This window comes from Streptomyces sp. NPDC001156 (genome assembly GCF_053598275.1).
The window spans coordinates 93,295-106,415 of the sequence record NZ_JBSFJX010000019.1 but is presented as its reverse complement, the minus strand read 5'-3'; the positions used below and the strand labels follow the sequence as shown (position 1 = coordinate 106,415).

General features: G+C 64.6%; 13 protein-coding genes and 2 pseudogenes. 7 read left to right on the top strand and 8 right to left on the bottom strand.

The window, feature by feature from the left end; genetic code table 11:
- Positions 1 to 679, top strand: a 679-nt coding sequence (locus ACWDA7_RS13265; protein WP_450604210.1) for a GntR family transcriptional regulator, incomplete at its 5' end; no start/stop codon positions are given.
- A gap of 62 nt (positions 680 to 741) precedes the next feature.
- Here ACWDA7_RS13265 and ACWDA7_RS13260 read toward each other — a convergent pair.
- The 4 genes and pseudogenes from ACWDA7_RS13260 to ACWDA7_RS13245 form a co-directional block, all read right to left on the bottom strand.
- Positions 742 to 1,221 (bottom strand): hypothetical protein, encoded by a 480-nt coding sequence (locus ACWDA7_RS13260; protein WP_450604209.1) that lies wholly within the window; start codon positions 1,219 to 1,221, stop codon positions 742 to 744.
- Positions 1,218 to 1,712, bottom strand: a complete 495-nt coding sequence (locus ACWDA7_RS13255) for a hypothetical protein (RefSeq protein ID WP_450604207.1) — start codon at positions 1,710 to 1,712, stop codon at positions 1,218 to 1,220. Before ACWDA7_RS13255 ends, ACWDA7_RS13260 begins: the two co-directional genes overlap by 4 nt.
- 2,067 nt (positions 1,713 to 3,779) lie before the next feature.
- Positions 3,780 to 3,872, bottom strand: a pseudogene (locus ACWDA7_RS13250) (DUF6233 domain-containing protein); the annotation flags it as partial.
- Between the two features lie 61 nt (positions 3,873 to 3,933).
- A complete protein-coding gene (locus ACWDA7_RS13245; protein ID WP_450604205.1) occupies positions 3,934 to 4,464 on the bottom strand; it encodes a hypothetical protein in 531 nt (176 codons plus the stop codon).
- Positions 4,465 to 4,801: 337 nt separating this feature from the next.
- Between ACWDA7_RS13245 and ACWDA7_RS13240 the strand changes: the two genes are divergently transcribed.
- Positions 4,802 to 5,461: a hypothetical protein gene (locus ACWDA7_RS13240; protein WP_450604204.1), complete on the top strand. Its 660-nt coding sequence runs from the start codon at positions 4,802 to 4,804 to the stop codon at positions 5,459 to 5,461.
- A gap of 268 nt (positions 5,462 to 5,729) precedes the next feature.
- Complete coding sequence (locus ACWDA7_RS13235) at positions 5,730 to 5,951, top strand: hypothetical protein (protein ID WP_450604202.1); 222 nt, start codon at positions 5,730 to 5,732, stop codon at positions 5,949 to 5,951.
- 672 nt (positions 5,952 to 6,623) lie between these two features.
- Here ACWDA7_RS13235 and ACWDA7_RS13230 read toward each other — a convergent pair.
- Together ACWDA7_RS13230 and ACWDA7_RS13225 are read right to left on the bottom strand one after the other, a co-directional pair.
- Entirely contained in the window at positions 6,624 to 7,139 is a 516-nt protein-coding gene (locus ACWDA7_RS13230; protein ID WP_450604200.1) for a YxiG-like protein, read from the bottom strand.
- 293 nt (positions 7,140 to 7,432) lie between these two features.
- Positions 7,433 to 8,323 carry a hypothetical protein gene (locus ACWDA7_RS13225; protein WP_450604198.1) on the bottom strand — a complete coding sequence of 297 codons (891 nt, stop codon included), beginning with the start codon at positions 8,321 to 8,323 and terminating at the stop codon, positions 7,433 to 7,435.
- Between the two features lie 272 nt (positions 8,324 to 8,595).
- Between ACWDA7_RS13225 and ACWDA7_RS13220 the strand changes: the two genes are divergently transcribed.
- The 3 genes from ACWDA7_RS13220 to ACWDA7_RS13210 all read left to right on the top strand — a co-directional run bounded on the left by ACWDA7_RS13220 (position 8,596) and on the right by ACWDA7_RS13210 (position 10,229).
- A complete protein-coding gene (locus ACWDA7_RS13220) occupies positions 8,596 to 9,120 on the top strand; it encodes an SCO4402 family protein (protein WP_450604197.1) in 525 nt (174 codons plus the stop codon).
- 76 nt (positions 9,121 to 9,196) lie between these two features.
- Positions 9,197 to 9,613, top strand: a complete 417-nt coding sequence (locus ACWDA7_RS13215; RefSeq protein WP_450604196.1) for a hypothetical protein — start codon at positions 9,197 to 9,199, stop codon at positions 9,611 to 9,613.
- A 259-nt stretch (positions 9,614 to 9,872) separates the two neighbouring features.
- Entirely contained in the window at positions 9,873 to 10,229 is a 357-nt protein-coding gene (locus ACWDA7_RS13210; RefSeq protein WP_450604195.1) for a hypothetical protein, read from the top strand.
- 142 nt (positions 10,230 to 10,371) lie between these two features.
- On the opposite strand, the gene ACWDA7_RS13205 is transcribed toward ACWDA7_RS13210, so the two are convergent.
- Positions 10,372 to 10,992, bottom strand: a complete 621-nt coding sequence (locus tag ACWDA7_RS13205; protein ID WP_450604194.1) for a hypothetical protein — start codon at positions 10,990 to 10,992, stop codon at positions 10,372 to 10,374.
- 136 nt (positions 10,993 to 11,128) lie between these two features.
- Positions 11,129 to 11,416 (bottom strand): hypothetical protein, encoded by a 288-nt coding sequence (locus tag ACWDA7_RS13200; protein WP_450604193.1) that lies wholly within the window; start codon positions 11,414 to 11,416, stop codon positions 11,129 to 11,131.
- 84 nt (positions 11,417 to 11,500) lie between these two features.
- Here ACWDA7_RS13200 and ACWDA7_RS13195 point away from each other — a divergent pair.
- Positions 11,501 to 12,755 (top strand): annotated as a pseudogene (locus ACWDA7_RS13195) (IS3 family transposase).
- Positions 12,756 to 13,121 lie beyond the last annotated feature (366 nt).

Sequence of the window (13,121 nt, the reverse complement as noted above, 5' to 3'; positions counted from 1 at the left end):
GTACGGTCCCGGTGACCGGCTTCCGGGAGAGAACGACCTGATGGCCGAGTACGACGTGGCCCGCATGACGGCCCGCCAGGCCCTGGGCGTACTCAAGGACGAAGGCGTCGCCGAAGCACGCAAGGGCGCCGGCGTGTTCGTACGAGACTTCCGACCCCTACGACGCCGGGGCATCCAGCGACTGTCACAGGAGCAGTGGGGAAGCGGCCGCTCTATCTGGTCTGCCGACATCGAAAGCCGCGCACTCGTTGTGGACCAGGTGACGGTGTCCGAGGAGGCTGCACCCGAGCGCGTCAGCCTGGTCCTCGACCTAGCCGAGGAAGACAGCGTCTGCGTGAGGCGTCGACGGTTCGTCCTGGACGGCAAGCCCGTCCTGCTCGCGACGAGCTACCTGCCCACGTCGGTGGTCGCAGGGTCCGCAATCACTCAGGAGGACACGGGTCCCGGCGGAACGTACGCACGGCTTGCCGAACTCGGCTACAAGCCAGTGCACTTCCGCGAGGAGATCCGCTCACGCATGCCCTCGAAACATGAAGCGGCACAGCTGAGCATCTCCGCGGGCACACCTGTCATCCTCATCTGCCGCACCGCATTCGCGGACGAAGGCCGCCCCGTCGAGATCAACGAGATGACACTCGATGCCGCCTCCTACATCCTGGAGTACGACTTCGACGCATGACCTGGCACGGGAACCCCCTTGATGCAGCATTGTTCGCGCTCCCGTGTGGCCCAAGGTGATGGTCACGCGGGTGGCTGCGCCTGCGATGCAGCGCTCGTGGCCCCCTTTGCGGCAGCTGCTACAGCCGACATGTCCCCAGCATCGCTACGCCGCAAGATGACGATCTTCAGGAGGGCAATCAGGCTCGGCCCGCATAGCAACATCGCCAGCCACCACACGTCCTTCGCGACGTAGACGCCGGCCCCCAGCATGGCGACGCTCATGATCGCTCCAACGATGAGGCTGGTCATACGGAACTTGTGCTGGCGGATCTCACGCTCGGCGCGGGCCTTCCGTTCCGCGGCGTGCCGCTGTCCCTCCAACTGCTTGAGTCGTATCTGGTGTTCGCGCTTCAGCTGCGGCTCAAGTGCCTCGAATGCGACCTTGAGCTGCTCGGGTCCGCCGAGCGCTGCTCCCCACTTCATGGCGATTTCCAGGCCGGCGGACACCAGTGGGTCATCGCCGCGGGGCACGGGTACCGCGCTGCTGTTCTCCAAGCTCACTGCTGGGCCCCTCCGCCACCGCTTCCCGCTGGTGTGTAGTCAAGTTCGGTTGGTTCCGGTGGCGGACCGAGACGCATAAACATCCTGGCCAGGGTGTGCTCGATGGTCTGCTCGGCGGTGGGGGCCACTGCCTCGATTTCCTCGCGTCCGAGCGGCTGCTCAAGCAGCCGGGCCAGCTTGTTCCGATAGAACCGAAGCTGCGCAGACAGATGTGTTTCTGCATCTACCTGATCTAGGAGTTCTCGGGCGTTCCGGTAAGCCTGTACGACTTCCTCTTCGGTGGTTGCGTCGTAAAGTAGTCGGTCAGAGTTCCATTCCTGCTTCGGCAAAAAGACGTACGTCTCGCCAGAAAGATGGATAAACCCGGCCTTATTGGACGGAAGATCCTGGGCCTCGGTCTCCTCACTGACTTGAGGCTGACCGTGAGCTTGTCTGCGCGCACGTCGGATGCGGCGTTGCCGTCCTGCTGAGAACCACGAAATTGCCCTCACCCCCTCGCTGTACACCCGAAACCGTATCGAGGCACAGGTTGAGGAGGGGAGGGTTCCGACATGACAACCTGCCCGAAAGTGCCGACCCGCCGCCTATGGGGTGTGCAGTGACGGGCCGTCCTTGTGGCTCGGCTGACTAGGCGTGGGGAAGCCCTCCGAGCGACTCAGTCCACGACCGGCCGCAGTCTTCGCAGGGCACACCACCGGCGGAGCGCCATCCCCGCCCTCTACGACCAGCCAGCGCCTGTAAGCCACTGGTACCGCAGGTCAGACACCACGCCCTTAAGCCGCTCAACGCGAGTTCAACGCGAGTTCAACGCGAGTACCTGTTACAGATTTCTCTACCTCATCAAGCCCCGGCTGCGCTCCGCTCCGCCGGGCGCGCTCCCGGCTCCGCTGCGCGCTGCGCTCCTGCCTTCGGCCCGCTCCGCGCACGCTGCACCGACGCGCGCCCACAACGGGTAGGACCGGAGGTCATGAGATGATGACAACCGTAGAACGGCAGCACGTCAGAGCATGCCTCCGGCGGGGGCGCTCAGGCTCCGAGATGGCGGGGGCACCGTCCGCGGGTGCCGGCCCGTGGAGGGCGTGGGCGGGAGGCTCCCATCCCGCCTGCCATCGACCCAGGCAGAGCCGAGCAGTCGCGGCCCAGGGCGTCAAGGTCGTTCGTACAGTGGCGCGCTCCACCTTGACGCCCTGAACCACGCCCGCTCCACGGTGTGTGGGTCGACGGCAGACGGGATGGGAGCTGGGCAGATTGTGGTTTCTGCTTGATCGAAAAGCCCCGCCCCCGTCGCTAAACTGGCCTAAGTTGGGAGGGGCGCTATGACAGCGTGGATCATGTTCGCCTGCGGGTGTTTCATTGCCGCTTTGGGGGTCTTGACCCTGAACGGCTGGCGGGCAGCGCAGTACAGGAAGCCGGTCGTAGCCGGTTGGGGGGCTGTCGCCATGGGCGCCGGCCTTGCCGTCGACGGACTGCCGAGAATGCTCGGGTGGTCTATCGGTGCAGGAGCCACCTCTGCCACCGTGGGCTTGATTCTCGTCGTGCTCGGTGCCGTGGCTCAGGTCCTTGGCCGCAGCGGCTGGAAACGCAGGCAGAGGACCACGGGCTGAGCGCGCCGCCCCAGGAGTCGTTGCAGTACAGCAGCGAAGTACAGCAACCATCACGACCGGATGCAGCCGCGAACAGTCCCGTATGACCGGCTGACCAGCCGAGCAGACCCCAGCGACCGCCCCGCCCATAGTTCGTATCGAGGGGCGGCGTGCGTGTCTAACTGCGTGACAACGCGGGCGAACGACGGCGGACGAGCGCGGACACAAGCGCACGCTAACCCCAGGCGAACGGGGCCGCAGTCCCAGGCCAAGCACAGGCCCAAGTTGCTTCGGGACGAAGAGGTCCGTGCCCGATCGAGCGGGGAACCACGGTGGCGAGCGGGCACCGCGCAGCACAACGACCCCTGACCGATTCGCCTGGTCAGGGGCCGTTCCACCTGGCGGTGGGTGTGGGATTTGAACCCACGGTGACTCGCGCCACGACGGTTTTCAAGATTACTCACGTGGGCGGTCCCTGACTTCCCCGCTTCCACAACACCGTGCCCGATGTCCGCCTCCGATGAGAAAGCGCCAGCCGGAGGAGCAAGGCATCCTCGCCAAGGACCGCCACGGTCCAAACGCTACCGAACAGACTCCGACCCCGGCCAAGGCCAAGCGTCGACCTCAGCCAGGGTCAGCCCACGGCTCAGGGGCGGCCAGCGCTGGGCCGTCTGTGGGCCGTCCGAGGGCGGCCGACGACGACAGATGACGACAGTCCACGCCAGCCCTTCCCCTGCTCAGCAAAGGTGCTTTGGGTACCGGCGCAGGTGCCCATCAGGGAAGCAGAGTTGAGGAAGATCAGAAGGTCCCCGAGACCCGTGCCACATCCGTGCCAGATCCAGCGGGGAGCCGCGGGGAACGGCGGGGCCGGCAGGTGTCTGATACCCCTCTCCGCCCACGTGGCTGTTTCGCAGGTCAGAGCCGCAGTCGCCTCACCTCGCTCCTAAAGCGGTGTCGGCGGCAGCCGCCCTCTCACTACTTCAGGAGCCCCAAGGCAGTGTCTGGACGGCAGTGCGTGCACGCAGGCACCTGCTGACGCAACGCCTCCAGAGCCTGTGTCCGCGAGACGCCGACACGCCGCGGTCAGGGCCCGTGGAGGCACCCCTGCGGGGACTGGGGTGGGTGGCGGTCAGGTGAAGGTGCGGGCGAACGCGTCCGGACCGTAGACGAGCTCGGGCGCGCGGGCGTTGATGATGGGCCAGAGCTGGATCAGGTGCTGCTCGGGGTTGATGCGGCTGATCTGGGGTGCGTCAAGCGGGGCGGGCTGCAGGCTGGCGGAGCGGCCGCGGACGTGGACCCGGCAGCGGTAGGCGCCCGGGGCGGTGCCGAGGACCAGGTGGGGCAGCTGGCCTTGCGGGCCGGTGACGGTGACGATGCCGTGCAGGATCTGCAGGTCGTACTCGGCGGCCATCTCGAAGGTGCGGTCCACCTTCGGCGGCATGCGGCGCAGAATCTCGACCCGGCACGGCAGGGGGCAGAAGTCGGTGCCGGTGAAGATGCCGAGCCAGGACGGGCCGCCGAAGGCGAGCCCGTCCTGGCTCAGGGTGTCGCGGCCGTCGCGCTCACCACCTGCTTCCAGCAGGTAGAAGTTGTCCTGGACGGTGAGATCGGCCTGGCCGGAGGAGGCGATGTCACGGGGCGGGCTGACGTACTCGGTCACCTGGTCCAGTGTGTCAGCGGCCCACTCGGGATCCCGCCCAATCCCATACGAAGCACGAGGGAACAGCAGGGATCCACGGAAATCGGATGACGCTTCGTTTCCCTGAACCGACCAGCATGCCCGTCCCAGTCGTGGTCTCACTTCTGGTCTCAATCTTGACTGCGTTAGAGGTATCGACGCCTCTCTGGCAGACCCAATAGGATGCGGCGCTCAATTCAACCGCGATCAAGCAAGGAGGGGGCGCGGGATGCTACTGACGTGCCGGAAGTGTCGGCAGCGTGGAGTTGCTTTTGACGGGATCAAAGGACTGTGTCCGGTCTGTCAGCAGGAGAGCGACTTGTCGAAGCCGCCTCAGCGTCGTGGGCGCAACGACAAGGCGGCGTTGCTGGTCCAGTCCAAGGTGAGTCCCGGGCGGGTCTCGCTGTCGGGCCCACTGCTTATGGTACTGGCTGCAGCCGCGGTAGCCATCGTCAGCGAGGCCGTGCGGTTCTCCGCCGAGCGCACGCGGGCCCACCAATGGGCCTTGGCTGCCGCTAACAACGGCTATGACCGGCAGGCTTTGCACAGCGCACTCCAAACGATCAACACCACGGGCATGTTGCGCTTCGTAGTCTTCATGGCAGTTCTGTACGCCTACCAGCGGTGGGCGCGCGCCGGCCACGCGAACGCCATGTCACGCACCGACATCGGGCTGGGATGGCTCAGGGCCCTGCCAGGCGGCCGCGGAGTCGTCTGGACCTACGGCGCGTGGTTCCTGTCGGTTTTCGCCGCGGTCTACTTCTCGTTCGTGACCAACTCCCACCTCCAAACGCCCGGCGACTACGAGACCGCGGCGAACGTCGACGCCAGCTACAGCCTGGTCCGAATAGCCCTGGCCGTCCTACTGAGCGTGTTCGTCGTGCAGTTGACCCTTGGGCTGAACAAGCTGCTGGCCACGCCGCAGACGATGGACGTGGCCGACCGGCCCGTCGAGCTGCAGACCATCGACGGGGAGTAACGTGCCACGCCTGGTCGCAGCGCCGAGGGAGCGCGACCTGCGATGTTCCAGTTATCCGTAAAGGTGCAGTTCCCTGAGGGGATCAGCACCCAACCGAAATAGCAAAACGGGCATCAGTTCGCGTACCGCCCTCTGAGGTCCAGGGAAGCTGCTAGCCAGCACGGGTCGGGTCTCGAAACACCAGGTCCGTGGCGTGCCGCGAGCGTTCCCGTCCGGATCTGTGCCGACGGCCGCAGCGAGAGGGATGCCCGTAGGCTCATACTGAGCCATGACAAAGCCTGCGGCACCGAAGCGTCATTTGCCTACCAGCCCCTTCAAGGCCCCGGTCACACCGACTCCCAAGCACTTCGCCATGGGTGACCAGGTCACACATGACGTGTACGGCCTCGGCCGGGTGGTCGGCATCGAGGACGGAATCGCGGCGCTCGTGGATTTCGGCTCGGCGCAAATGCGGATATTGAGCCCGTACGCCAAGATGACCAAGCTGTAGGACCGCTGTGCCCGGTCACGGCACGCCAGACCCCATCAGGGACCCGTAACGAAAGGCAGACCTCTCATCGACCCGACGTCGCTGTTCTCCGCCTTGGAAGGGCAACCCCGCCGTTCCACTGCAGTATCGCCGCCTCCGACGACAGATCCCTTCCAGGCCCCGGACTTCGGAGAAGACGAGATCTTCTGGTCCGAGGATGCACAGGAGCCCGCCCCGGGCACGCGTGCGGCGCGGCCCAAGGCTGCCTAGCGGTAGTTTCGACAGCTACCCGCGGGCTGTCTGCGGTGAGGAGTGCGGCCGTCTCAGTTTCCGTCTCATTCAGCCCCGTTCACGGTCGTTCAGGCGAGATCCAAAGCCGTCCTGGCACCGGCGGCTAGTTGCCCATGAACGCAGGTGAACGCCCTGGAACACAGCCCAGCACCCCACCAACACAGTTGGAAAGCGTGTTGGGGGCAACCCCTCACGAGTTCGAATCTCGTATCCTCCGCAGCCGCCCAGCAGGGCAAACGAAGGCCCCGACCGTGATTGGTCGGGGCCTTCGGTCGTGGTCTCATTCGGGCAGGTCCACAAGCCTGCCCGATTCGCGGGCCCGCGTAAGGGGCCGTGATCACTCGCGCCAAGGCAGCTCCAGCCCAAAGCCGTTCCACCGACCTACGCGCAATCGCTCAGGCGTCAGCCCTGATCCATGCCTTTCGTCGCGGTTGGTGCCCCCTCGTCCACCACTGTGAATGGGGCGTATCCCGGAGGCACCTTGCTCACCTGGACGTCAGAGAAGACCAGAGTCAGATCATGGGCGTTGGTCTCGATACGCACCTCGCGGAAGTCGATGCCGATGGCCTGCGCCCACCGGGCAGCGGCCTCCGACCCGGAAACGATGGTCGCGCCGGGATAGAGGGGCTGCCACTTGACGCCCCAGATGAAGCCATCGAGATCCTTGCCGGTCTCGTGCGTTGTGAGCCTGTCATCCAACGAGGCCTGCCACGTTGCGGGCGCCAGCGAGGTACGGCATCGAGCCTCCACGCAGTGGCGGAACAGGTACCGGTAGTGGGCCGGAGGAACGCCGGTCCTCGGATCAGCCGCCATGTACACGATCAGTTCGTAGTCGCGCATGTAGTCGGCGTAGCCGTGATAGATCAGGGCATGATCAAACATCTCGTCGAGTAGGCGCTGAAGATCCGGGACGTCCATGGCCCAGTTCTACATGGCGCGACGTTGGGCCGTCTGCGGGCCGTCCGAGGTGAACCAACGTCGACAGACGACGACGGTCCGTGACCGTCTTTGCGCTGGCCAGAAAGGCGCCGCAGGGCAGACCCCGAGGCGGGAGACTCGGCGCATCACTTCCAGAAGAACTGGATGCTCTGCGAGCCATTGTCTCGGTCATTGCGACACCGCCGCCCGCGCGATTGGGTCCGCGTCGTGTTGCGAACGAGTTCCTGGACCGACCGCGAAGGGACCCGGGACGGTAGCGCTGGGGAACCCGTCTACAGACCGGCTCGGGTAAGAAGAGCTTCTGCCTGTTCGAGGGTTAGTGGAGACGGCGCGGGGGCTGGTGAGGGGCACCCGTGGCGGCGGAGCGACAGATAGAAGTCCTCGGCCGGATCCTCGGTTGTCAGCGTGGCCTCGAGCTGCTCCCTCAGTACTGGCGGAGTGTCCGGGCGGCACGCGATTTCGTTGCGGACGAGAGGGTTCGAGTCCGCGGCGAGCAGGTCGCGCAGGTCGGCAGGTAGTTCAGGATGGGCGGCAACGGCGGTGCGCACAGAGGGATCTGGGTCGCTGGCCAGTTCCCGGGAGGGGGGTACATGCCGAACGGTGTCGACGCGAGTCGCCGGATCGGCGAGGAGGGCAGGCAGCATTTCAAGGGGCGGAGACCACCTGACGACTGCGCGCCAGCGGACGCCTGGTTCGGGATCCGTGAACAGTGCCCGGCGCACCATGTCTAGAACGTTGCGGCAGTACTGGGCAGCCGACTCCCGCACACCGGGGTCCGGGTCCGCAGCGAGACGGGCGCCGAGTTCCGCCGGCAGGTGCTCATTCATCGCCAGGAACGACCGCACCAGGGATTCCGGATCGTCGGCCAGGCGAGCCAGCAGTCCTGGCGGCTCGTCGGTGGCGGTGGCGGCGGCCGCGCACCGGACCGCCGAGTCCGAGTGCTCCGCCAGGCGGGCCTTGATCGTCGCAGGTACCGAGCCGTTGGCGGCGAGGGACCGTGCGGAGCCGAGCGCGATGATCTCCTCGATCTGTTCCTCGGTGAGGTCCCGGCGCTGCAGTGCCGCCGTACTGCGGGCCGCCGGATGCCGGAGCAAGCGCTGTACCAGGCGGGCCGGAAGGTCCTCTTGGGCTGCCAACGCGGTCAGTTCAGCGTCCAGGTCCATGGGTCGCAGGGTAGACCGACGCGCTGCGCTGCTCATACCCCGCCGCCAAGGTCACGGATGGCGTGCCCACGCGTGCCCCATGGTTCGGGCGTGCCACAACCGTGCCAGATCGAGCGGGGAACCACGGGGAACAGCGGCGAGTGGCAGGCAACTCGAAGCGATCGCCCGTGCCCCGGAAGCCGCAGCTCACGGCGCATCCTCCCCACCTCACTCCTAAAGCGGTGCTCCAAGAGCGCCGGCGCCTCCACCAGCTCCGTCGCTACGCTCGACTTGTGAGCGAAGACGCCCGACTCATAGCGAACCACCGAGTCCACGTCCTACCCGTTGTGTTGGCTCTGGCCAATCCACCGTGGCAGCGGGACGTGTGGCTTGACCCATCGGCGTTCGAAGACCTGGACCATGTCTTCCACACACTCTTCGACGACTTCTGCGACGCCGACGAGCCAGAGCGGTACCTCGGCGTCAGCCTTCGAACTGACGAAGAGGTCGTCCTGATGAGGGAGCTCGGTGTCGCACTCAACGCTGCGGCGGCCGAGGCACCCAACGACACCGACGCGGAGTATCTCCGAGCATCCGTCTGGCCAGAGGTCGTGGCCGTCGCCGGACGCCTCGCTCAGGTCATGGTCGCGAACGATCTGAGGGAACTTGCCGTGCTGCTCGACGAAGAGGCCGTGCCAGACCCGTGCCAGGTCGTGCGGGGAACCACGGGGAACACCGGGGATCAGGGCGACGGACGTCCAAGCTCCGACACCGCGTCGCCACAGGTCAGCCGGGCATCCTCCCCTAAACGCCCCTAGCTTCCCAAGCTGAAGTCCTGGGGCGACGGTCTTGCGATACGGTGCGGGCTTCATATGACGCCCCCTCGGAGAGCAAGTGGATCTGCTGAACAGCCGTGTTGCCCGCTTTGCGACCATGATCCTGCTGGGCTTGGCTGCACTCGCTATCGCCGGTTGCAACCCTGATCCGACCGACCCCGAGAACGTCGATCCGATCGCTCTGGTGAACAGCACACCGAACCCAGTGCGCGTCTTCTGGTGTGCCGGCGACGGGGACAACGAATGCGCGGAGGAGCACAGCTTAGGAGTCATCCCAGCAGGGGCACATCGCACCGTGCACATCTCCTCCTACGAAGTAATGCTGCACGTCGAGACAGCTTCGGGCCCAGGGGGATATGTCTGCGAAGACGATGCTCCGGGCAGTCGGATAGCTCTGAGCGCGTCGTACCCCTCCATGAAAGCCGCATACGACCACTGCCTGGACGGAGCCTCACCGAGCATCTCGCCCCGCTGAGATCCCGCATGGACGTGCCCTTACCCAGGAGTTGACATCCACCGCCGACATCAACGGCGCGGACAGCGGCAGAGGTAGACGCACGTGGACGGCCAGTACCCCCAAGCCAGGTGGGCCTACCGAAGGAGTTTCAGCCCTCCGGATCGAACTCCTGCAGCGGTGCTCAGTCGTAAAGACTCCGCCGACCGCGATCACAACTGCGGCGTGCATGATGACGCAGTGCAAACACTTCTGGTTAAGCGCGGACGACGGGGGAATCGTGGCCTACCAACTCAGCTTCTTCTGCCGCTCTGGAGAAGACAGAGGCGACGAGGCGCTTGATCGCCTGCTGCACTACCTGCTGGAGAGCGGCGACCGTCTGGTGGGCGAGTGGTTGCTGACACTGGAAGTACACGTGGGCGTAGCAGAGATCGCAGAGTCTGTGATCACTGCATCGCCTAATGACGAGCAGGGCATCTGGGGATGCGACCTGCTAGCCACCGTCACCCTCAGCGGGGACAACCCCGACTGGGCTCTGCTGCACCGCATTTGGGCCGCCGTGGTGAGCCTGTGGGGGGCGGTTCCTTGGGACGAGTCCTCCGGGTTCGAGATCGCTGCCGGGATGCCGCAGCTCTGAGCTCCTACCAAGATCACGGCCAGTTGCGGCGCAGGTCAGCAACGCCGCAGGCCAGACACCATCCACATACGCGATCTCCAGACTGGTGCTGAAGCACCCGGCCAACGGCGCTTGACTGGGTCATTAAGACTCCACCGCCCTATCAGAATTGACTGTGCGATGTGCGCAGCTTTTTGCGCATCCAAACATTGAATTCTTCATCCGTGAAGTGCGGCCTTAGTGACTCATACGGTGACCGCACTGAACCTTCCTGGCCTTCAGCGAGCACCGCAATTCCCGTGATCATCGGGATGGCGATAAGTTCCATCCTTCGAAATACCTCTCGGCACGCCTCCTGAACCTTCTCGGTGTAGGTTGGGAGGTAGGCCTGATGAACCACATCCATTGCATAGAGTTCCGAGTAACCGAACCCAAGCCGCTCCGAGGACGGCTCGACTCTAACCACACGAACCCAAGGCAACGCAGTCATCTTCGGTTCACCCTCGATTACATGAACGCCAACCATGGGTGCCCTGACGACAGCAACCGGAAAGACCGCCCGGACATCGTAATAGCAGTGCTGGGGCTTGGGTTGACAAACCCGTGACAGGTGCTTGAACGCCTTCATCAGGGGCAAGGCTATACCTCTGAAGGTCTCTTCTCCCGTCAATTCTATCTTCCCAGATTTCCGCACCGCCTTACTCATGGCAATCGCCCTTGGGGGTTCCAGGGAGAAGGGAGTTTCGTCGAGTCCTAGCACATGACCTAGCTGAATATTGATCACTATCGGAGCATCAGTGGTACCCCCGTCTGCAACCTTAAGTCCCAGTTGTCGATGAGGCATGCCAATGAGGTGAGGAAAATCACCGCAAGGAGCCGGTCGAAGAAAGAAAACAAAAGGAAGCTCGGATTGCTTGCATTCAACGAGCATGGTCAGATGTGGGCGAATATGATCCCCCCCCGATTTGGTCAAATTGACGGTCAACATAGGCGTCCAAATTGCGGAACTCGCCAGTATCCTCATCAATATAGGACCATTCCTCCTGGACCTGCAGAGGCTGCTGGTCTGAGGTCAATTTAGATGCGATCGAATCCACGGCGACCGATTGGAGGGGATAACCCGACGGGGTCACTGCCTTCAGTAGGTCTTCTTCTTTCACCCCCGCGCCCAGTTGATTTTCTTCTGGGTTCCCTGGACTGGCTTCCATCTACCCCACCCTGGATTAGACCTGTCTCTAATTATGAACCGCCCCGGGTCAGACGGAGGCTCGATTCTCTGAGAGGATTGAGTCATGGCACGTCCCTCCCGTTACCCCCCTGAGCTGCGCAAGCGTGCGGTCCGCATGGTCGCCGAAGTGCGGCCCGACTACGCCACCGAGTGGGCCGCGATGAAGGCGGTCGCGAGCAAGTTGGGGATCGGTTCGACCGAGACGTTGCGCTCATGGGTCCGCCAGGACCAGATCGACAGCGGGACTCGGCCAGGGACGACGACGGAGGAGTCCGCGCAGGTCAAGGCGTTGAAGAAGGAGAACGCCGAGCTGAAGCGGGCGAACGAGATCCTCAAGGCCGCAGCAAGTTTCTTCGCGGCCGAGCTCGACCGGCCACATCTGCGCTCGTAGCGTTCATCGACGAGTGCCGGGACCGCTTCGGCGGTGTCGAGCCGATCTGCAGAACACTCACCGAGCACGACTGCAGCATCGCCCCTTCCACCTACTACGCCCACAAGCAGCGCCAGGAGAATCCCTCCGCCCGCCAACTGCGGGACACGGATCTCAAGGCCCTGATCAAGGAGATCTTCGAAGCCAACTACCGGGTCTACGGGGCCAGGAAGATCTGGCGGGAGCTGAACCGGCGGGGCCACGCCGTGGCTCGCTGCACTGTCGAACGCCTCATGCGCGAACTCGGCATCAGCGGAGCCGTCCGCGGCCGGAAAGTCATCACCACCATCGCCGACCCGGCCGCCGAGCGGGCCCCGGACCGGCTCGACCGCGACTTCGTCGCTGACGCGCCGAACCGCACCTGGGTCGCGGACTTCACGCATGTCGCGGCCTGGGCCGGCACCGTCTATGTCGCATTCGTCGTGGACACCTTCTCCCGCCGCATCGTCGGCTGGTCCGCAGCGATGAGCAAGGAGACCCAACTGGTCCTGGACGCACACTGGAGATGGGAATCTGGCAGCGCGACCGCGACGGCCACCCGCACACGCCCGGCGAGCTGATACATCACTCGGATGCCGGTTCGCAGTACACCTCATTCAAGCTCGCCGAGCACCTGGACCGCGACGGCATCGCAGCCTCTATCGGCTCGGTCGGCGACGCATACGACAACGCCCTGATGGAATCCACGATCGGCCTCTACAAGACCGAACTGATCAAGCCCCAGCGGCCCTGGAAGACCCTGGCCGAGGTCGAGTTGGCCACCGCCGAATGGATCGACTGGTACAACTTCCGCCGCCTGCACGGTGAGATAGGCCACGTCCCGCCAGCCGAGTACGAGGCCAGCCACTACCAGACAACCCAGAAACCCCAGGTCACAACCGCAATCTAGAGTCTCCGACGAACCCGGGGCGGTTCATTATGCCACCCGTGAGTGATCCCGACTGGTGAGTTGTGGATGCAGGGCGAGCGCCTGGCCCTGGCATCAAGCTCCCTTTGCCACCCAGCTGATCAGAGTGCTCCGTCCCAACGCCGCCGTTGCCAGTTGAGAAGCGCACCGAAGAGGCGAGCGCCCTCCCGGGCCGTCCTCGGGCCGTGGAAGGGCACTCAGCGGTGACCAACTTCGACAACTGCTGACAGCTCAGCAGCAGATCAGACCGTTGATCCGTAAGGCAACCGCACGTCACGGCCGCCGATGGTCAGTTGTGGCTGTGCAGATTACGGAGCAATGCTCATGACTTGTGGATCGGCCTCGGGT